Here is a 19208-nt window from a genome sequence, read left to right as displayed (position 1 = left end):
TGGACCACCTAAAAGCGGTACGCCACCGGCACCTGCGCCTCGATGAATCGCTGCATGTGCGCCAAGAAGCTCGCCTGCAATTTCGACAGTGGTCCCTGGATCGGCAACAGCATGCTGAAGTCCATTTCAATCGCCGGTTCGAAGGCGCGGAAGACGATGCCATTGCCCCGGTATTCAACCGCGCTGATCGCGTCCACCAAAGCAACGCCGAGGCCTTGTTCGACGAAGGTGCACATGGGCTGGGAGAGCTGCGTTTCCAGCCGCAGTTCACGTTCCACGCCATGGGCGGCAAAGATTGCGTCGATGTGCTGGCGAGAGCCAATGGATTGCGGGTAGGAAATGAATGGCTCGCCTTGCAGGTCTTCCGGGACGATCGTCGTGCGCTCCGCCAGGCGATGGCCGGCGGGCAGGGCGCAGAGCATCCGCGTCGCAAGCAGTCTTTCGGCGCGGGGGCTCGGGTAGGTGTTGGGCAGGACGATCAAGCCCAGGTCACAGCGTTGGCCCACCACCAGGTCCACCACTTCTCGCGATGACTGCACCATCAGGGTGATCTGCACCTGGTCATGCTCGGCCATGAACGCGGCGATGGCCCGGGGCAGGAACGACAAGCCCATGGCCGGTGCGCAGGCGATGTGCAACGAACCACGCTTCAAATTGCGGATGTCCTGGGCGGTGCGCGCGATCCGCTCGACGCCCAGCAGCGAACGCTGCACTTCCTGATACAGCGTCATGGCTTCGGCGGTGGGTTGCAGGCGCCCCTTGATGCGGTCGAACAGGCTGAAACCGATGTCTTCCTCCAAGCTGGCGATCAGCCGGGTCGCGGCGGGCTGGGAGATGTGCAGCATTTCGGCGGCGCGGGTCACCGTCTGCCCCAGGATCACTGCACGAAAGGCTTCCAGCTGGCGAAGGTTCATAGGTTTACCTATCCATAACAAAAAGACATGAGCTATCCAAAATAAAGCATTTTTCATGAGCGTGGCAGCGTCCTAGGATTTCCCTCGACGATTCACAAGGCCGAAAAATCAGCGTTTCTAATGAAACGCAGCGGCTAAATACAGCGCAGGGCAGCCATGCAAAAAACTGATGTGATCATCGTAGGCGGTGGCCTGGTGGGTATGTCCATCGCTTATGGCCTGGCCTTGCTCGGACGCCAGGTAAGCGTGCTCGACGAGGGCGACGACGCAATCCGCGCCGCCCGGGGCAACTTCGGCCTGCTTTGGGTTCAGGGCAAGGGCTACGGCATGAGCCCTTATGCGCAATGGACCCGCGAATCGGTGGCGTTGTGGCCACGCTTCGCGGCAGCGTTGCAAGCCGATACCGGGATCGATATCCATCTGCGCCAGCAGGGCGGTTTCCAGCTGTGCCTGAGCGACGCGGAAATGGCCGAGGAAGCCGCGCGCCTGGGCTGGCTGCGCGAGGCCCTTGACGGTGACTACCCCTACGAGCTGCTGGACTCGGCGCAACTGCGCGGCCGCCTGCCGGGCATCGGGCCCGACGTGGTGGGCGGTTGCTTCTCGCCCATGGACGGCCATGTGAACCCGCTGAAACTGTTGCGTTCGCTCTACGCGGCGTGCAAGTCGCGTGGTGTCAGATTGATCAACGGCTACCACGTCGACGCCATCGAACCGAATGACACGGGTTTCCAATTAAGGACAGGCGATCAGCGTTGGTCGGCCCGCCAGGTGGTCCTGGCCGCCGGCCTTGGCAATCGCGCGTTAGGTGAGCAGGTTGGATTGGATGTGCCTGTGCAGCCGAATCGCGGACAGATCCTGGTGACCGAACGCCTCAAGCCCTTCCTGCATTACCCCACCACCTATGTTCGCCAGACCGACGAAGGCACGGTGCAGTTGGGCGATTCCCATGAATCGGCCGGTTTCGACGATGGCACCGGTAGCCAGGTCATGGCCGCTATCGCGAGGCGCGCCGTGCAGTGTTTTCCGCTGCTCGGTGACGTGCATTTGGTGCGGGCCTGGGGCGCATTGCGGGTGATGAGCGCCGACGGGTTTCCGATCTACGAAATGTCCCAGGGCTGCCCGGGGCTGTCGGTGGTCAGTTGCCACAGCGGCGTGACGTTGGCGGCCGTTCATGCCCTGCGCCTGGCCCCTTGGATGGCCGGTGAGTTCGATGACCCCGCCGTGAAGCCATTCGGCCTGCACCGCTTCAATTCATCCATGGAGATGCACCATGTCGGCTGACAGCCTTTTCCGGTCTTTGGCCGTCGCGCAGCAGAACGTATCGATCGAATTCGAAGGCCAGCCGTTGAGCGTGCCGGACAAGGTGTCCCTGGCGGCGGCCTTGCTCGCCAGCGGTATCCGTCACACTCGCGAAAGCGCTATCAGCGGCAGGCCCGCCGCACCCTATTGCATGATGGGCGTGTGCTTCGAATGCCTGGTGCAGGTGGATGGCCAGGCCAACGTGCAATCCTGCCTGGTGCCCGTGCGTGCGGGCATGCGCGTGCGTCGGCAATGCGGCGCCGCAGCCTTGGTGCCGGCTGGGGAGGTGAGCGATGAGTAACGTCGCGATCGACCTGATCATCATTGGTGCCGGGCCGGCCGGCATGAGCGCGGCGATCGAGGCCCGGGCCCATGGATTGTCGGTGGCGGTGCTGGATGAGCAGGCCAGCCCCGGCGGGCAGATCTATCGCCAGGTACTTCAAGCCGATGCCCGCAGCCGTGCCGTGCTGGGCGCCGATTACAGCGCCGGAGCCAAGTTGGCGGCCGACTTCAGCCAATGCGGAGCCCGCTACGTGCCCAACGCGGCAATCTGGCAAGTCACGCCGCAGCGTGAGGTTCACTACTTGGTCGAAGGCCGTGCGCGAATCCTGCAAGGGCGCGATCTGCTGATCGCTACGGGTGCCTTGGAACGGCCCATGCCGATCCCCGGCTGGACCTTGCCCGGCGTCATGACCGCCGGCGCGGGGCAGATTTTGCTCAAGAGCGCGGCCATGGTCCCGGCGGGTCCCGTGGTCCTGGCAGGTTGCGGTCCGTTACTGTATTTGCTGGCGGTGCAGTACTTGCGGGCAGGAGTTGCCGTCGAGGCGCTCGTCGATACCAGCCAGGGACGCGATCTGTTCAAGGCCTGGCGCACAATTCCAGGTGCGATGCGAGGTTGGCGCGACTTGCTCAAGGGCGCGGGGCTGCTGGTTGAACTGAAGCGTGCCGGCATCCGCCATTTTCGCGGTGCCGGTAACCTGCGCATCGAGGGTAATGATCGCGCCAATGCCTTGAGCTTCGTCAGTGGCGGGCAGCATCACCAAGTGTCCGCCGAATTGATTTTATTGCACCAGGGCGTGGTCCCCCATACGCAGATCAGCCGGTCACTGCGCCTGGAACATGACTGGAGCGAGTCGCAGCTGTGCTGGGTCCCGCGCCGCAACGGCGTCGGCGAAACCAGCGCCGCGGGCATTTATATCGCCGGTGACGGCGGCGCCATCGGTGGCGCGCAGGTTGCGCAGCTCGAAGGGCGTCTCGTCGCCTCTGCCATTGCCGGGCAGCGCAACCGAACGCGCCTGTTTCAAAAAGCCTTGGGTCGCGCCCGTGCCGCGCGCCCTTTGATCGACGCACTTTATCGTCCCCCGGCACAGAGCTGCGTGCCGGCCGATGACGTGATGGTGTGTCGCTGTGAAGAAGTCAGCGCCGGCGATATCCGCCGTTATGTCGACCTCGGCTGTTTGGGACCCAACCAGACCAAGGCCTTCGGCCGTTGCGGCATGGGCCCGTGCCAGGGGCGCCAGTGCGGCTTGAGTGTCACCCAGATCATCGCCGCCCATCGTCGCGTGCCGCCCGCCGAGGTGGGCTATTACCGCATTCGTCCGCCCCTCAAACCGATCACGCTGGCTCAACTGGCCGGCGAAAGCCACTCACTGGAGGAACTGTCATGACCATCCAACGTATCGAAAGCAACCCGCGCCTGAGCCGCAGCGTCGTGCACAACGGCGTGGCCTGGCTCAGCGGCATCGTCGCCGCTGATTGCAGCCAGGACATTCAGGGCCAGACCCGCCAAGTGCTGCAACGGGTCGATGAATTGCTCGCCGCGTCGGGCACGGACAAACGTCGCCTGCTCAGCGTGCAGATCTGGATGAAGGACATGGGCCGCGATTTCGCCGCGATGAACGCGCTGTGGAGCGACTGGGTCGACGCCGCGAACACCCCCGCGCGGGCTACCGCGCAAGTGGCCTTTGATGACCCGCAGATCCTGCTGGAACTCATCGTCACCGCAGCGGTGTAGCACGCCGGACCGCTGTTCTGCCGTTACCGGGCAAGACGACCACCAGAGCCGTCGCCCGCGCTTGTTCACGTTGCTGCTGCCATAACGGACGACTTTTCGCCGAGCGTCCGAACTCAATAACATTGCATCCGGAGCTAATGAATGAACATCAAACGCATTGCACTCAAGCTGGGCCTCGTCTCGTTGCTGGCGTTCGGCGCCAACCTGAACGCCGCGGAAAACTCGTTGCGCATCGGCATCGAAGCGGCCTATCCACCGTTCGCCTCGAAAACCCCGGACAACGCCATCGTCGGTTTTGACTACGACATCGGCCAGGCCCTCTGCGCCGAAATGAAGGTTCGCTGCGACTGGATAGAACAGGAGTTCGACGGCTTGATCCCGGCACTCAAGGTGAAGAAGGTCGACGCGGTGATTTCTTCCATGTCGATCACGCCGGAGCGCATGAAATCGGTCGACTTCACCAACCGTTACTACCGCATCCCGGCCCGCCTGGTGTTTCGCAAGGGCAGCGGCATCAGCGAGATTCCCTCGCAGCTCAAGGGCAAGCGGATCGGCGTGCAGCGGGCGACCAACTTCGATCGCTACGTCACCGACAAATTTGCCCCGGCGGGCGCCGAAGTAATCCGCTATGGTTCGCAGAACGAAATCTTCCTCGACCTGCTGGGCGGCCGCCTGGACGCAACGATGGCCAGCTCGGTGGTGATCGACGAAAGCTTGCTCAAGCGCCCGGAAGGCAAGGATTTTGAATTTGTTGGCCCGAATTTCGTCGAAGAACAATACTTCGGCACGGGCATTGGCATTGCGGTGCGCAAGAACGATCCGCTGGCGAGCCGTTTCAACCAGGCCCTGGCAACCATCCGCGCCAATGGCACCTATGACCGGATTCGCCAGAAGTATTTCGATTTCGATATCTACGGCGAATAATCATCGCAATGACCTGGATCCCGCAGGCGTTAGTCGGCGGGACTCATCGCACAGCACGGAGTGACTCATGAAAACCAAAGCGGTACTCACCGAGCAGGATGTTGCTCAGTTGCTGGTGGCGGCAAAGGAGCTGGCTCACCAGCGCCAATGGGCCGTATCGGTCTGCGTGGTAGACGATGGCGGGCATCCCTTGGGGCTGCTGCGCCTGGACGGTGCCTCGCCCTTATCGGCCTACATCGCGACCGAAAAAGCCCGCACCGCCGCCATGGGCCGGCGTGACAGCAAGGTCTTCGAAGACATGATCAACGGCGGTCGCCTGGCCTTCCTGAGCGCCCCGCACTTGCAAGGCATGCTCGAAGGTGGCGTGACCATCCGCCACGATGGCGAGTGCATTGGTGCCATCGGGGTTTCCGGGGTGAAGGCCGAAGAGGATGCGGAACTGGCACGGTTGGCCGTGGAGACCGTGTTGCCGGTGATTACGCCGGATGCTTGATGGCTAGGAGGGGCTGCACCTCAATCCATTGTGGGAGCGAACACAATGCTGGGGTGGAACTGCACAAATCTTCCAGACCAGCCCATCCAAGTCGTTTAATCTGAGCCAGCCGATACATAAACGAGATAGCCCATGACCGCGCGCAACTGGATCGATCTCAAGCAGGACGCCACGTCCGGCATCGAGACCGTGCGCGCGCATTTCGAGGGGCATGCCTACGATCCGCATTGGCACGATGCCTACCTGGTGGGCGTGACGGAGCAGGGCGTGCAACAGTTCCATTGCCGAAGGCAGCAACACAACAGCACACCGGGCAAAGTGTTCCTGCTCGAACCCGGCGAACTGCATGACGGAAACGCACCCCACGAACATGGTTTCACCTACCGCACGTTGTACCTCGAACCGCACTGGCTCGAGCGCGAGCTGCGCTCCTTGTTCGATGAAGCGCCGGACAATGCCCAGCTGGGCTTTGCCGCCACCCTGAATGATGACGCGCGTCTGGCGAGCGCCACCGCCACGGCTTTCCAGAGCCTGCACGAGCAAGACATTCTGATCGTCCGCCAGACCGCCCTCGATACGCTGCTGGCGAACCTCACCCAACACTTGCACTGGCGCGCACGGATCAATCCCGACCCGCGCCTGCCGTTGGTTGCGCAGCAGGCCCGCGACTATCTGCATAGCCACCTGAGCGAAGACATCGGCCTCGACGACCTGGCGCGGGCCACCGGTGTCGATCGTTTTCGCCTGAGCCGCGCGTTCAAGGCCGCTTTCGGCCTGGCGCCCCATGCCTACCTGATCCAGCTGCGCCTGGCGCGGGCGCGGCGGTTGCTGGCCTGTGGTGAAAGCGCCGTGGCGGTGGCGGCCATGCTCGGCTTCGCCGACCAGAGTCACTTGGGCCGCTGGTTCCAGCGCGCCTATCGCATGAGCCCGGCGGACTACCGCAAGCGCTGCTCAATTGTTCCAGACTGACCACGCCGGCATCGGGATGATCAGCCCTACGATCATCCACCGAGAAATTGCTCCATGGACCAGTTGCTGCCGTTTGCCTTGTTTGCCTTTGTCGCCTCCATCACCCCGGGCCCGACCAATATCCTGGTGTTGAGCCACAGTTCTCGCTTTGGCCTGACGACCACCTGGCCGATCATCCTCGGCGCCTGTGCTGCCGCTGCGTTGCTGGTATTGGTGGTCGGCACCGGCTTGGGGGACGTGCTGGCCCGGCACGCGACGATCCAGACCGTTTTGTCCTGGGCAGGCATCGCCTGGCTGAGCTGGATGGCCTGGCAGATTTTCAGCGCGCCCGCCGAGGCCATTGACCCCGACAAACCGGTGGAAGGCCCCCGGCTGGGCCTGGCGGGGGCCGCCGGGTTGCAACTGGTGAACCCGAAAACCTGGATGATGGCGTTGGCGGTGGTCAGTGTATTCGCCGGCGCCGAGGCGGACCGTACCGTACGCGTGCTCTGGCTGTCCCTGGCGTTCTTTGCGATATCCATTCCCTGCATGACGGCCTGGGCCTACCTGGGGCGCGGTGCCGCGAGGTTCTGCCGTTCCGCCGTGGCGATGGGGCGCTTCAACCGTGTCATGGCGGTGTTGCTGCTGGTGTCGGCGTGGTTGACGCTGGTGGTCTGATCCGGGATGCAGGAAGACCGGCAGGCGGGTCCAGCTGACGAAAATGTAATTTTTCTTTTGAAACCCCCGGTTCATGGGCCGAGTCGCACGCTTATACCTGCCTGAACAGGCGGTATGCATTGTTTGAATCGACCTTCAAAAAAGGAGAGTGCCATGAACAGCCGTTATCAAGCCTGCATCGACGAATGCCTCGCCTGCGCCATGACCTGCGAGGCCTGCGCCAGCGCTTGCCTGCAAGAAGAAAATGTCCAGATGATGGCCCGTTGCATCGAGCTGGACCGTGACTGCGCGGACCTGTGCCGTCTCGCGGCAACGCTGATGCAGCGTGACAGTCGGGTGGCGACGGATCTTTGTATCGTCTGCGCGAGCATCTGCCGTGCCTGCGGCGAAGAATGCGCGAAACATGAAGCGGGCCACTGTCAGGATTGCGCCAAGGCCTGCCAGTCCTGCGCCGAAGCGTGTGAGCGGATGGCCGCCTGAGACTCGACTGGACCGGCAGCAACGACAGGCATCACTTGATGCCCGCCGTTGCCGCCCGCTGCCGTCAAGGGGCAGGGTGGGCTGCGGAGTCGACCTTCGCCTGCTGTCCCGTCGTGGTGCTTCGCAGCAGCAGGCCCGCCAGTACGGCTGCGGTCAGCGCGAACGCTGCGCCGATCAAAAACGCTATCTGGTACCCGTCGTTGAGCGCAACCAGCGGCGCGAGATCGGACGCGGCCGTCTTGGTCCGGTACGCGGCAATGCTTGCCAGCACCGCCAGGCCCACGGAGCCGCCCATCATGAACGATGTATTGACGACGCCTGATGCCAGGCCGGAATCCTTGGGTTCCACGTCGCTCATCGCCGCGAGCAACATCGGATTGAACGCCATCCCCGCGCCCAACCCCAGCAGCAACATGCCCGGCAGAACATCGCCGACGAACTGGCCGTCCAGCGGTGCCCGTGCGAACAGTGCCAGGCCGATGGCGGCGAGCAGCAGGCCTGCCGCCAACGGCGTTCGTGTGCCGTAGCGCATCACCAGCCGCGCGGACAGACCCAGGGAAAAAATCGCCATGATCACGTTGGCTGGCAGGAACGCCAATCCCACTTGCATCGGCGTATAGCCCAGCACCAATTGCAGGTAGAGCGCCGACAGGAAAAACCAGGCGAACATCGACGCGGCCCAGAGCACGGCGAGCAGATTGGCGGTGCGCAGGTTATGCAGGCGAAACAGGCTCATCGGGATCAAGGGATGCGCAATCCGGCGTTCGAGCAGGATGAAGCCCAGCATCAACAAGGCCGAGGCTGCCAACAGGCCCAGCGTGTGGAGGGAGGTCCAGCCCCGCTCATTGCCGTTGACCACGGCGTACACGGCGATCATCAACGACAGGGTGGCGGTCACCGCGCCGGCAACATCCAGTTGTCCGTTGCCTTCGGTACGCACGGCGGGCAACAACTTGAGAGACAGGGCCAGGACGATCAGGCCGACAGGCAGGTTGACCAGGAAGATCCAACGCCAACTCAGCAGATCGGTCAGCAAACCACCCAACAGCACACCAATACTGCCGCCCGCAGCACAGACGAAACTGTACACGCCCATCGCCCTGGCACGCTCGCCGGGCTCCGTGAACAAGTCCATGATCAACGACAAGGCCACCGCCGTGACCACCGCACCGCCGAGGCCTTGAACCGCACGGGCAGTGATCAACCATGACTGCGATGGCGCCAGTCCGCAGGCCAGCGACGCGAGGGTGAACGCCGCCAATCCCAGGGTAAACAGCCGGCGGTGGCCATAGAGGTCGCCGAGGCGACCGCCGAGCAGCAGGAAGCCGCCAAAGGTCAGTAAGTAGGCATTGACGACCCAGGCCAGGTTGGTGTCGTTGAATTGCAGGTTGTCCTTGATCGAGGGCAGGGCGACGTTCACCACCGTACCGTCGAGCACGATCATCAGCACGCCCAGGCACAAGACGATCAATGCGCGCCAGCGCTGGCGCGGGTCAGAGGAATGTGAATGCGACATGGTTCTTCAATCCTTGAACAGTCCGGGTTCGAGGTTGCCGCAGGTGCAACCGGACCGGTTCACGCTGCAGACAACGTGAAACAGTCTAGTCGCGAGCAAGATCCATCAAATAGTGGAAATGTGTAATCCCGACACGCAGTTTTCAGTCGATGGCCGGGTCCTTACGCTTGAACACCATGGCCTTCAAGCCACAGGCGGGGTCTGTATCTGGAAATTCCGGAGGATTTGGCAGTCGCTCTTCGAATATCAGGCCGGGCGCTTCACGCATGACGCCGTCGATGAGGAAGTCAGGACCGGTCGCCGGGTCGTTGCTACACGCCAGGACCGTACCTGCGGCGGTCAGCAGCTCCGGCAAGCGACGCAGCACCCGCTGATAATCCTTGGTCAGTAGGAAGCTGCCTTTCTGGAACGTAGGCGGGTCGATGATGACCAGGTCATAGGGCCCGCTGTTGATCACCTTGCCCCAGGATTTGAACAGGTCGTGCCCCAGAAAGCTCACTTGGCCCAGGTCATGGCCGTTCAGGCGATGATTGTCGCGACCACGGCTCAGGGCTGCGCGGGACATGTCCAGGTTGACCACGTGGCGGGCACCGCCGGCGATGGCCGCCACCGAGAAGCCGCAGGTATAGGCGAACAGGTTGAGCACGCGCTTGCCTTGGGCGTGGGCGCGCACCCAGTCGCGGCCATGGCGCATATCGAGAAAGAGGCCGTTGTTCTGCTTCTTGCCCAGGTCGATCCGATAACGCAGGCCGCCTTCGGCCAGGGTCCATTCATCGATCGGTTCGCCCACCAACCATTGGGTCAGGCTGTCGGGCAGGTACCGATGTTGCACCGCGAGGGTGTGGGCACCACTGTGTTGCCAGGCGGGCGAGGCGGCGAGGGCGCGCAGCGTGGCGAACAGGTCCTCCAGTTGCGCTGGATCGGGTTCCTTGAACAGCGAGACCAACACGACGCCTTGCAGCCAGTCGACGGTGATCTGTTCCAGCCCCGGCCAGCAGCGTCCTCGGCCATGGAACAGGCGACGGGTTTCGTCGGGCGCCGATTCCAGCGCCGTCAGCAAATGGCTCTGCAATGTTTGAAGGGCTTGAGGGTTCATCAGATAAAAACGCCAGCGACTCGAAAGGCCGGCATTTTAACCACGAACCCATGCACTGCAATCCCTGTGGCGAGGGAGCTTGCTCACTCGCCACAAAAGGGCTGCTAGCCCCCGCTAGTCGCGAGGATGCTCGCCACCTGCTGCGGCTGGCAATTGAGATAGGGCGAGCGCTTGAGCCACGCCGGGTCCGGGTACCAGGAAAACATGAATTGCCCGCCCTTGAGCTTGTCTATCACTTGCCGCGCCACTTGCGGACGCACGGCGGGACAGCCCTGGCTGCGGCCGATGCGCCCCTGGCGCACGCTCCAGAGCGGATTCACGTAGTCAGCGGCGTGGATGACGATCGCCCGGTCGCGCGCCTGGTCATTGAATCCGGGTTCCAGGCCATCCATGCGCAGCGAGTAGCCGTGGGTGCCCTGGTAGCTTTCCTGGGTGCGGAACAGCCCCAGGCTCGATTGATAGCTGCCCAGTCGGTTGGAAAACTGGGTGGCGAAGTTTTCCCCGGATTTCTGCCCGTGGGCCACGAGATCACGCAGGACCAGCTTTTTCTGGCGCAGGTCGAAGATCCACAAGCGCCGGGCCGTCGAAGGTTGCGAATAGTCGATCACCGCCAGATGGCGAGCCTGTCGAGCACCGTTGGCAACTGCGCACTGCATCGCACTCAGGGCACTTTTCAGCGCTTGGGGATTGAGTTCCGGCGCGGCGTGGGCGAGGCTGTTGTAAAGCGGCTGGGCGTTGAGTTTTTCGGCCAGCGCCGGGCTGCACAGGATGCCAAGGCCGGTCACGACCAGGCAGAGACGGCGCAAGAAGGCCGATACAGGTGAAGGCAGCTTGCGGTGGCGTTCGTTTGCGGCATCCCGTCCGGTTTTGTTTGTCTGCATGATGGCGGGTCGTACCTGTCGCAAAATTCACCGTCAACGAGACGGCCATGGATTGGAGTAAAGCAGTTGTTCAAAAAGTCCGCATGTTACCTGAGCCTTTTATTGCTCGTTGCGCCATTGGTCGCTACGGCCGAGGACGGCGATCCGGCCCAGGCGCAAACCACACTGGCGCAACTGTCGGTCAATTGCCCCGAATTGACCGGTGGCGTCGACTTTCCGACGGTGATGAGCCTGCAGGCGCTTTACCAGCAAAACGCAGGCCAGGCGATCTGGACGGACGACGGGCGGTTGCAGGCGTTGCAAACCCAGCTACAGCAACTGGCCGATGACGGACTCGATCCGGCCCGTTACGACCTGCCGGACGAGGGCCGTTACGCCAACGCGGCCTGTACCGACATCGCCATCAGCCAACGCTACCTGCAAGCCCTGCATGAATTGCGTTTCGGCCATCTGCCACAGAATCGCCTGGAGCCGATCTGGAAAGCCAATCCCCAGTTGCCGGACCGGCAGGCCATGGTGTTGCATTTCGCCGTGGCGGGCCTGCAAGACCCGGCAGAGGCTTTCGAGTTGGCGCGGCCGAGCCTGGCGCTTTATCGCGACCTGCGCGAACTCTACGCGAGACAACGACAGCAGCCCCTGGCGAACTGGCAATCGGTGCCCAGCGGCCCCTTGTTGCAACCGGACAAGCGCGACGCCCGCGTACCGGCCCTGGCCCGGCGCCTGTTCAACGAAGGCTACCTCAGCGTGCCGCCACTCGACGCCGATGAGCATTACAGCGCGAGCCTCGTGGAGGCGATGAAAAGCTTCCAGCTTCATCATTCACTGCAAGCCGATGGGGTCGTCGGGCCCTGGACCGTCACCGAACTGAATATCAGCCCAGCCATGCGCCGCGAGCAGTTGCGCATCAACCTGGAGCGCATGCGTTGGCTGGCCCAGGACCTGGAGCCCGATAGCGTGCTGGTCAACGTGGCGGCGGCGCAACTGACGGTCTACCAGGGCGGCGCGCCCGTGTGGCAAACCCGCACCCAGGTGGGGCGTGCCGAACGCCAGACACCCTTGATCAAATCGCGCATCACTCGCCTGACGCTCAACCCCACGTGGACCATCCCGCCGACGATCATGCGTGAAGACAAACTGCCCGAGATTCGCCGCGACCCGGAGTTTCTCGCCCGGCATAACCTCAAGGTGCTCGATCGGGATGGCTTGCCGCTGGCGGTGGAAAATATCGATTGGGAACATCCTGGCGACCTGATGCTGCGCCAGGATGCCGGTGCGAAAAACCCGCTCGGAAAATTGGTGGTCCGCTTTCCCAATCCGTTCTCGGTGTACCTGCATGACACACCCAGCCAGGCGCTGTTCAGCAAGGGCCCGCGGGCGTTCAGTTCGGGCTGCGTGCGTATCGAGCAAGTCATGCACCTGCGGGACCTGTTGGTGACTCCTGCCGAGCGCACCCGGACCGATACGTTGCTGGCCAGCGAGCTGACTCATGAATTCAGGCTGGCCAAGCCCCTGCCGATCCTGCTGGGTTATTGGACGGTGCAGGCGGACAGCCAGGGTCAGGCCGTGTACATCCCGGATATCTATCAACGGGATGTCGCGTTGTCCACGGCTGGCCAGCGTGCACTCTGATCAGGCGCACTCAGCGTCGACCTGCGCGTGCGAGGTTTCTTCGACCCTCGGAAACAGCCGCTGGCCGAGGGCAAGCGCGGCTTGCAAATGGGCTTTCGGATCGAGGGATTCCGATTCCAGCAAGCGTACGGAACTCACCACCCGCGCACCGCAGTAATCGAAAATCCCGTGGTCGATCTGCGTGATCATCGCCTGGTCGTAGCCATGACGTTGGAAACTGTCGGCATCGGCCCCTCCGAGCGCTACGAGATGGACCCGCAATCGCTGGAGCTTCTGGGTAAACGACTCGGCGAGCTTGTAATCAAATGCCCAACCATTGGAAAACACTCGATCAATCCAACCCTTGAGCAGCGCTGGCATCGACCACCAGTAGATCGGGTAAACCAGCACGAGCGCGTCGGCCCGGTCGATTCTCGCTTGTTCAGCCAGCACATCCGCGGGTGGCATGGCCTCGCGGCGGTGGACGGCATGGTCGGCGAGGCCAAAGCGTGGATCGAAACCTTCGGCGGCCAGGTCGGCAATCTCGAAGGTATTGGCGCGGTTGGCTTGGGTGATCCCGTCGCCGATGGCCTGGGCCAGCGCATGGGTCAGGGAGCGGGGGTCATGGTGGGCAACAACGATTAGCGCGTGCATAGCGAATCTCCTTCTGGCATCACACAACGTCAAGCGAGTATGCTTGGTTAAGTTACGAACAGTAAGTTACGGTTGGTAAAGTTAGCATGTCAAGCACCGAAGAAAATTCATCGTCTTCCCCGGCGCCCCGTCGACGCCTGGCCCGCGCGGATCGCCAACGGCAATTGTTGGATGTCGCCTGGCGGCTGGTGCGCGAGGAGGGCAGCGAAGCACTGACGCTCGCCCGGCTCGCGGAACAGGCTGGCGTGACCAAGCCGATCGTCTACGATCATTTCGTCACTCGATCAGGGCTTTTGGCCGCGCTGTACCAGGATTTCGATGCGCGCCAGACGGCGCTGATGGACGCAGCGCTCGAGGCCAGCGAGCCCATTCTGGAAAGTCGTTCGCAGGTGATTGCCGATGCCTTCGTCGAGTGCGTGCTGCTTCAGGGCAGGGAAATTCCCGGCGTCAGCGCAGCCCTGAGCAGTTCACCGGAGCTGGAGCTCATCAAGCGGGAATACGAAAGAATCTTCCTGGATAAATGCCGGTCGGTACTGGAGCCGTTCGCCGGGAACGGGCGTCTTTCCCAAGCGAGCCTGCGGGCGATGCTGGGGGCGGCGGAGGCGTTGTCCGATGCGGCGGCCAATGGGGACATCAGCGCGGACGAGGCCAAGCAGGAGTTGTTCGTGACCATCGTTGCGATGGTCGAGCGGGCTGCTGGAACTTCCTCAAGCTGACCCACCGTCTTCGCGAGCAAGCTCGCTCCCACAAGGGTTCGTGTCGTTTGCACGACCTATGGGAGCGAGCTTGCTCCGGGCGGCGATCCGACGAAGGCGGCGGCACATCCAACCTATCTCCCGCTGACCCACCACCCATCAAGAAAAAACGAACCCCAGGCGCCTTTTCCGGTTCTTAACTGATGTCCCCTGATAACAGGGGCATCAGGCGGGGCCGCGGTCTTGCCCACCAAACACTGCGATCAGAGGAGGCGACATGCCCAACTCCTTCCATTCGCCCTGGTGGAAGAACGCTGTGATCTACCAGGTTTATCCTCGCTCTTTTGCCGATGCCAACGGCGATGGCATTGGCGATCTCCCCGGATTGACTGCACGCCTGGACCATCTGCAACGGCTGGGCATCGATGCGTTGTGGTTGTCGCCTGTCTACCGCTCGCCGATGTGCGACGCGGGCTACGATATCTGCGACTACATCGACGTCGACCCGCTGTTCGGCAACCTGGCGGACCTGGATGCATTGATTGCCCAGGCCCACGAACGCGGCTTGAAGGTGCTGCTCGACTTCGTGCCCAACCACACCTCCGACCAACATCCATGGTTCATCGAATCGCGTTCCCGCCCCGACAACCCCAAGCGTGACTGGTACATCTGGCGGGACCAGCCCAACAATTGGCGGGCCTCGATCGATGGTGGCAGCGCCTGGACCTGGGACGAGACCAGCCAGCAGTACTACCTGCATTTCTTCCTGCCGCAACAACCGGATCTCAACTGGCACAACCCCGAAGTCGTCGCCGCCATGCACCAGGTGTTGCACTTCTGGCTCGAGCGCGGCGTCGATGGGTTTCGCGTCGACGTAGTGCATTGCGTCGGCAAGGACCAGAGCTTCGCCCACGACCCGCGCTGCATGGCCGGCGAAACCATGGTCAAGATCAATGACCAGCCCTACAGCCATGAAGTGCTGCGCGGGCTGCGGCGCCTGGTGGACAGCTACCCCGGCGAGCGGGTGCTGATCGGCGAAGTGAACATCCGGTCCACGGCGCAGGTGGCGGCCTACTACGGCGCCAGTGACGAGCTGCACATGTCCTTCAACTTCCCGCCGCTGGACGCGCCCTGGGATCCGGTGGTGTTTCGCATGTGCATCCGCGAAGTGGAAAACGACCTCGGCCCCTTGCAGGCCTGGCCCACCTGGGTGCTGTCCAATCATGACAACAGTCGTCATCGCAGTCGCTACGGCGGCTCATTGCGCCGGGCCCGGGCGGCGGCGGTGATGTTGCTGACGCTGCGCGGCACGCCATTCATCTATCAGGGCGAAGAACTGGGATTGGAAGATACCCAAGTGACCGCCCAGACCCGCGTCGATCCCGGTGGACGCGATGGCAGCCGAGCACCGCTGCCTTGGACCCAGCAAGCGCCTCACGGCTGGTCGGGACAGGCGCCTTGGCTGCCTTTTGCACCCGATGCAGGCGCACTGTCCGTTGAGGCGCAAGAACGTGCCGACGATTCGGTGCTGGCGCTCTACCGCCGCTTGCTGGCCTGCCGACGCAACAGCCTGGCGCTGCGCCTGGGCGGCTGGGAAGAACTGCCGTCGCATCCGCAAGTGCTGGCTTATCGTCGCCGTTGCGAGGGCGACGAGCGCCTGGTCTGCATCAACTTTGCCGACCATGAGCAGACGTTTCCCCTGGCCGACCCCTGGCGCGTGGAAGTCGCCAGCGACGGGGTGGATGAAGGCCAGCCGTTCAGCGGTCGACTGGCCGCCGAGCAGGCATTGGTCCTGTGTCGATAAGGAGTGACCGATGAAAGCCAACTGGCACCGCAATACCTTGATCTATCAAATCGATCCTTCCTTGTTCTACGACAGCAACGGCGACGGCCGTGGCGACTTGAAGGGCATCATCCAGCAACTCGATTACCTGCAAGCGTTGGGCGTCGGTGCGCTCTGGCTGATGCCGTTGTATCGGTCACCGTTCAAGGACGCCGGCTATGACGTCAGCGATTTCATGGCGCTGGACCCGCGCTTTGGCAGCGAAGAGGATTTGCGCCAGCTGATCGTGCAGGCCGGTGAACGTGGCATCCGCGTGATCCTTGAACTGGTCGTGCAGCACACCAGCGACCAGCATCCCTGGTTTCTCCGGGCACGACGGGACAAGGGCAGCGTCTACCGGGATTACTACCTGTGGTCCGACACGCCGGTGGACGACGGCAACCAGCCAATCTTTCCCTCGGTGGAAGACAGCATCTGGCAGTGGGACGAGCAGGCAGGGCAGTACTATCGGCATCTGTTCTATCGCCACGAACCGGACCTGAACCTGGCGAACCCGCGGGTCGTCGAGGAGATCGAGCGGGTCATGGTCCACTGGCTCGAACTCGGTATCGCCGGCTTTCGCCTCGATGCCGCTTCCCATCTGGTGGAACAGGCCGGAGGTGGCGATGAAGAGCAGGGTGTCTGGGTGCTGGATCGGTTGTTCAAATGCATGACCGAGATCAATCCCGAAGGGGTGCTAATGGGCGAAGTGGACGTCGAGCCGGAGCGCTACAGCCATTATTTCGGCACCGGGGAGCGCCTGGGCCTGGTGCTGGATTTCTGGGTCAACAATCACCTGTTCCTGGCCCTGGCCCGCGGCGAAGCCGAACCCCTGCAACGGGCGATCACCCGGCGGCCCGCACCACCGGACGGCGCGAATTACGCGGTGTGGCTGCGCAACCATGACGAGCTCGACCTGGAGCGCCTGAGCGAGCAGGAGCGCGAAGAGGTGATGCAGGCCTTCGCTCCGGAGCCGGACATGCGCTTGTATGGCCGAGGTATTCGCCGACGCCTGGCGCCAATGCTCGACGGTGACGTGCGTCGCCAGGCATTGGCCCAGGCGTTGTTGCTGTCGCTGCCCGGCACGCCGATCGTGCGCTACGGCGAAGAAATTGGCATGGGCGACGACCTGTCCCGCCCGGAGCGTCTGTCGGTGCGCACGCCCATGCAATGGAATGACCAGGCCAACGCCGGATTTTCCTCGGCCCGACGGCCGACCGTCCCGGTGATCGATGAAGGGCGGTTTGCCTACACGCATTTGAACGTTGCAGGCCAACTGAAAGACCCCGAATCGTTGTTGAGCCGGGCACGTCAATTGTTGCGGGCCCGCGCGGACCTGAAGGAAGTTGGCGACGGCAAGGCGCAACTGCTGACGGTCGACCATCCGGCGGTATTCGCCATCGCCCATGCCTGCGAGGCCACCTCGATCATGCTGGCGAACCTCGGCAAGGACGCGGTCACGGTGCGGTTGCGGGAAATGGACCTGGAGGGTTTCGAGGAAGTGTTGTCCGACAGTCCGTACCCGGCCACGAAACAATCGGGCCTGACTTTGCACGGATACGGTTATCGGTGGTTCCGCCGCGTCGGCTCAAAACAATAGCAGCACGACTGCCAGCAAACCGCCGGTGGCGAGCAGCAGCGCCGATACCTGGGTCGAACTCAGGGCCAACGCGGAGTCCCGTGAGCGGCCGCTGAACCGCCCACGGGTACGATGCAAGGGCTCCTGCGGTTCGAACAGGTTATCCGGGCGCTGAGGGTCGTCATCCTCGTTGGTCATCTGTCCTGAATAGGCGTTACGGGCCAGCAAGCGATCGAGCAGTCCCGGCATCAGGCAAGTGCCGACGATGGCCTTGAGCGAGGCCGCACCCAGCCACAATTCCCTGGGCGTACGCTTGACCACGCTGAATATTGCCCGGGCGGCCACGTCCGGGTCATGAATCGGCGGCACCGGTTGCACACGCTTGCCCAACTTGTTGCGCGCCCAATCGAACTGCGGTGTGTTGATCGCAGGCAGTTGCACCATGCAGACCTTGATATCGCTGTGCTCGTGAAGCAGTTCGCAGCGCAAGGAATCAGTGAAGCCTCGCACCGCGAACTTGGCCCCGCAATAGGCCGCCTGCAGCGGAATGGCGCGGTAGGCCAGCGCCGAACCGACCTGGATAATCACCCCACGATTGCGCGGTCCCATCAGGTCCAGCGCCGCGAGGGTGCCGTGGACGGTACCCAAGTAAGTCACCTCGGTCACCCTGCGGACTTCCTCGGCATTCAACTGGCGGATGGGCGAAAACACCGTGACCATCGCGCAGTTGACCCACACGCCGACCGGTCCCAGTTCCCGCTCCATTCGTTGAGCCGCATCGAATAGCGCTTCGGCGTCGGCGACATCGACGCTGATCCCCAGGCACGTCGCACCCAATTGATCCAGTTCTTCCGCCGTGGCCGCCAATGCTTGTTCGCCCCGGGCCAACAAGCCGACCCGGTAGCCCGCGACAGCGAATCGGTGTGCGGTGGCGCGCCCGACGCCGGCGGTGGAACCACAGATCACCACCACAGGTGGGTTTCGCTCATCCATTGTGCTTGCTCCGCAGCTCCTTCCAAGGGTCAGTGAGGTCGTGCGACGCCGCGCAGCAGGTTGGCGCTGACTTTATCGGCGTTGCAACTGGCGACGTTGGCCAGCGAGACCATGCCCACCAGGCGCTTGTCACGGTTCACCACCGGCAGGCGGCGCTTTTCGATCTGGGCCATGTTCTTGGCGACGTGATCGATCTCTTCGTCATCGAAGCAATAGCGCACCTCATCGCTCATGATCCGGCTGACCGGGGTGTCCATGTTCATGCCTTCGGCCATGGCTCGAACCACCAGGTCGCGGTCGGTCACCATCCCGGCCATGCGGTCGTCCTGATTGATCACCAGCGCGCCGATATCGGCCTGGCGCATGATCAGCGCGACTTCGCGCAGTGGGGTATCAGGCGAGATCGTGCGGACTTCCCGACTCATGATTTCATTGATTTTCATCGTTGAATCTCCTTCGTTTCGGGGTGGACAACAAGCCACTGTCAGGCGTCGCGAGTTGCTTGTGCGGCGACCGGACGGGCTCCTCACTTATTGTGAAAATCGGGGTTGGCGATGGTTCAGGATTTTTGCCGGCGGGTTTGAAGGGGTGCACTTTTATGAAGCCGCAGGTGG

20 protein-coding genes are annotated in these 19208 nt (G+C 62.8%); 13 read left to right on the top strand and 7 right to left on the bottom strand.

Annotated elements, in window-relative coordinates; all coding sequences use genetic code 11:
* Nucleotides 1-8: 8 nt before the first annotated feature.
* Nucleotides 9-914 (bottom strand): LysR substrate-binding domain-containing protein, encoded by a 906-nt coding sequence (locus KSS97_RS15840; RefSeq protein ID WP_217859567.1) that lies wholly within the window; start codon nucleotides 912-914, stop codon nucleotides 9-11.
* 156 nt (nucleotides 915-1070) lie between these two features.
* On the opposite strand from KSS97_RS15840, the gene KSS97_RS15835 reads away from it, so the two are divergent.
* From KSS97_RS15835 to KSS97_RS15795, 9 genes are all read left to right on the top strand, one after another.
* A complete protein-coding gene (locus tag KSS97_RS15835) occupies nucleotides 1071-2195 on the top strand; it encodes an NAD(P)/FAD-dependent oxidoreductase (protein WP_217859566.1) in 1125 nt (374 codons plus the stop codon).
* On the top strand, nucleotides 2185-2514 hold the full coding sequence (locus KSS97_RS15830) for a (2Fe-2S)-binding protein (RefSeq protein ID WP_198796396.1): 330 nt from the start codon (nucleotides 2185-2187) through the stop codon (nucleotides 2512-2514). Before KSS97_RS15835 ends, KSS97_RS15830 begins: the two co-directional genes overlap by 11 nt.
* Entirely contained in the window at nucleotides 2507-3880 is a 1374-nt protein-coding gene (locus tag KSS97_RS15825; RefSeq protein WP_217859565.1) for an FAD/NAD(P)-dependent oxidoreductase, read from the top strand. Before KSS97_RS15830 ends, KSS97_RS15825 begins: the two co-directional genes overlap by 8 nt.
* Nucleotides 3877-4227 (top strand): RidA family protein, encoded by a 351-nt coding sequence (locus KSS97_RS15820; protein ID WP_030140656.1) that lies wholly within the window; start codon nucleotides 3877-3879, stop codon nucleotides 4225-4227. The genes KSS97_RS15825 and KSS97_RS15820 overlap by 4 nt, the downstream gene beginning before the upstream one ends.
* Nucleotides 4228-4374: 147 nt before the next feature.
* Nucleotides 4375-5151, top strand: coding sequence for an ABC transporter substrate-binding protein (locus tag KSS97_RS15815; protein WP_408636603.1), 777 nt, complete (start codon nucleotides 4375-4377; stop codon nucleotides 5149-5151).
* A gap of 67 nt (nucleotides 5152-5218) precedes the next feature.
* On the top strand, nucleotides 5219-5644 hold the full coding sequence (locus tag KSS97_RS15810; RefSeq protein WP_030140658.1) for a GlcG/HbpS family heme-binding protein: 426 nt from the start codon (nucleotides 5219-5221) through the stop codon (nucleotides 5642-5644).
* Nucleotides 5645-5776: 132 nt separating this feature from the next.
* Complete coding sequence (locus KSS97_RS15805; RefSeq protein WP_217859563.1) at nucleotides 5777-6613, top strand: AraC family transcriptional regulator; 837 nt, start codon at nucleotides 5777-5779, stop codon at nucleotides 6611-6613.
* A gap of 54 nt (nucleotides 6614-6667) precedes the next feature.
* On the top strand, nucleotides 6668-7270 hold the full coding sequence (locus KSS97_RS15800) for a LysE family translocator (RefSeq protein WP_181288800.1): 603 nt from the start codon (nucleotides 6668-6670) through the stop codon (nucleotides 7268-7270).
* A 153-nt stretch (nucleotides 7271-7423) separates the two neighbouring features.
* Nucleotides 7424-7750 (top strand): four-helix bundle copper-binding protein, encoded by a 327-nt coding sequence (locus KSS97_RS15795; RefSeq protein ID WP_198796402.1) that lies wholly within the window; start codon nucleotides 7424-7426, stop codon nucleotides 7748-7750.
* A 64-nt stretch (nucleotides 7751-7814) separates the two neighbouring features.
* On the opposite strand, the gene KSS97_RS15790 is transcribed toward KSS97_RS15795, so the two are convergent.
* The 3 genes from KSS97_RS15790 to KSS97_RS15780 form a co-directional block, all read right to left on the bottom strand.
* Entirely contained in the window at nucleotides 7815-9266 is a 1452-nt protein-coding gene (locus KSS97_RS15790; protein ID WP_217859562.1) for an MFS transporter, read from the bottom strand.
* Between the two features lie 142 nt (nucleotides 9267-9408).
* Complete coding sequence (locus tag KSS97_RS15785) at nucleotides 9409-10362, bottom strand: class I SAM-dependent methyltransferase (protein WP_217859561.1); 954 nt, start codon at nucleotides 10360-10362, stop codon at nucleotides 9409-9411.
* A 104-nt stretch (nucleotides 10363-10466) separates the two neighbouring features.
* Nucleotides 10467-11147: a murein L,D-transpeptidase catalytic domain family protein gene (locus KSS97_RS15780; protein WP_030140664.1), complete on the bottom strand. Its 681-nt coding sequence runs from the start codon at nucleotides 11145-11147 to the stop codon at nucleotides 10467-10469.
* A gap of 162 nt (nucleotides 11148-11309) precedes the next feature.
* On the opposite strand from KSS97_RS15780, the gene KSS97_RS15775 reads away from it, so the two are divergent.
* Nucleotides 11310-12872 carry a L,D-transpeptidase family protein gene (locus KSS97_RS15775; RefSeq protein ID WP_217859560.1) on the top strand — a complete coding sequence of 521 codons (1563 nt, stop codon included), beginning with the start codon at nucleotides 11310-11312 and terminating at the stop codon, nucleotides 12870-12872.
* Here KSS97_RS15775 and KSS97_RS15770 read toward each other — a convergent pair whose 3' ends face one another.
* Nucleotides 12873-13505: an NAD(P)H-dependent oxidoreductase gene (locus KSS97_RS15770; RefSeq protein WP_217859559.1), complete on the bottom strand. Its 633-nt coding sequence runs from the start codon at nucleotides 13503-13505 to the stop codon at nucleotides 12873-12875. It abuts the gene before it with no gap.
* Nucleotides 13506-13591: 86 nt separating this feature from the next.
* On the opposite strand from KSS97_RS15770, the gene KSS97_RS15765 reads away from it, so the two are divergent.
* The 3 genes from KSS97_RS15765 to KSS97_RS15755 all read left to right on the top strand — a co-directional run bounded on the left by KSS97_RS15765 (nucleotide 13592) and on the right by KSS97_RS15755 (nucleotide 17622).
* Nucleotides 13592-14221: a TetR/AcrR family transcriptional regulator gene (locus tag KSS97_RS15765; RefSeq protein WP_030140667.1), complete on the top strand. Its 630-nt coding sequence runs from the start codon at nucleotides 13592-13594 to the stop codon at nucleotides 14219-14221.
* Between the two features lie 256 nt (nucleotides 14222-14477).
* Nucleotides 14478-16004 carry an alpha-amylase family glycosyl hydrolase gene (locus KSS97_RS15760; RefSeq protein WP_217859558.1) on the top strand — a complete coding sequence of 509 codons (1527 nt, stop codon included), beginning with the start codon at nucleotides 14478-14480 and terminating at the stop codon, nucleotides 16002-16004.
* A gap of 10 nt (nucleotides 16005-16014) precedes the next feature.
* Nucleotides 16015-17622, top strand: a complete 1608-nt coding sequence (locus KSS97_RS15755; RefSeq protein WP_217859557.1) for an alpha-amylase family protein — start codon at nucleotides 16015-16017, stop codon at nucleotides 17620-17622.
* On the opposite strand, the gene KSS97_RS15750 is transcribed toward KSS97_RS15755, so the two are convergent.
* On the bottom strand, nucleotides 17611-18594 hold the full coding sequence (locus KSS97_RS15750; RefSeq protein WP_217859556.1) for an SDR family oxidoreductase: 984 nt from the start codon (nucleotides 18592-18594) through the stop codon (nucleotides 17611-17613). The two genes, KSS97_RS15755 and KSS97_RS15750, sit on opposite strands and share 12 nt — an antisense overlap.
* Nucleotides 18595-18623: 29 nt before the next feature.
* Complete coding sequence (locus tag KSS97_RS15745) at nucleotides 18624-19037, bottom strand: CBS domain-containing protein (RefSeq protein WP_030140670.1); 414 nt, start codon at nucleotides 19035-19037, stop codon at nucleotides 18624-18626.
* Between the last annotated feature and the right edge of the window lie 171 nt (nucleotides 19038-19208).

The organism is Pseudomonas alvandae (genome assembly GCF_019141525.1).
GTDB lineage: Bacteria > Pseudomonadota > Gammaproteobacteria > Pseudomonadales > Pseudomonadaceae > Aquipseudomonas > Aquipseudomonas alvandae.
This window is presented reverse-complemented; position numbering and strand designations above follow the sequence as displayed.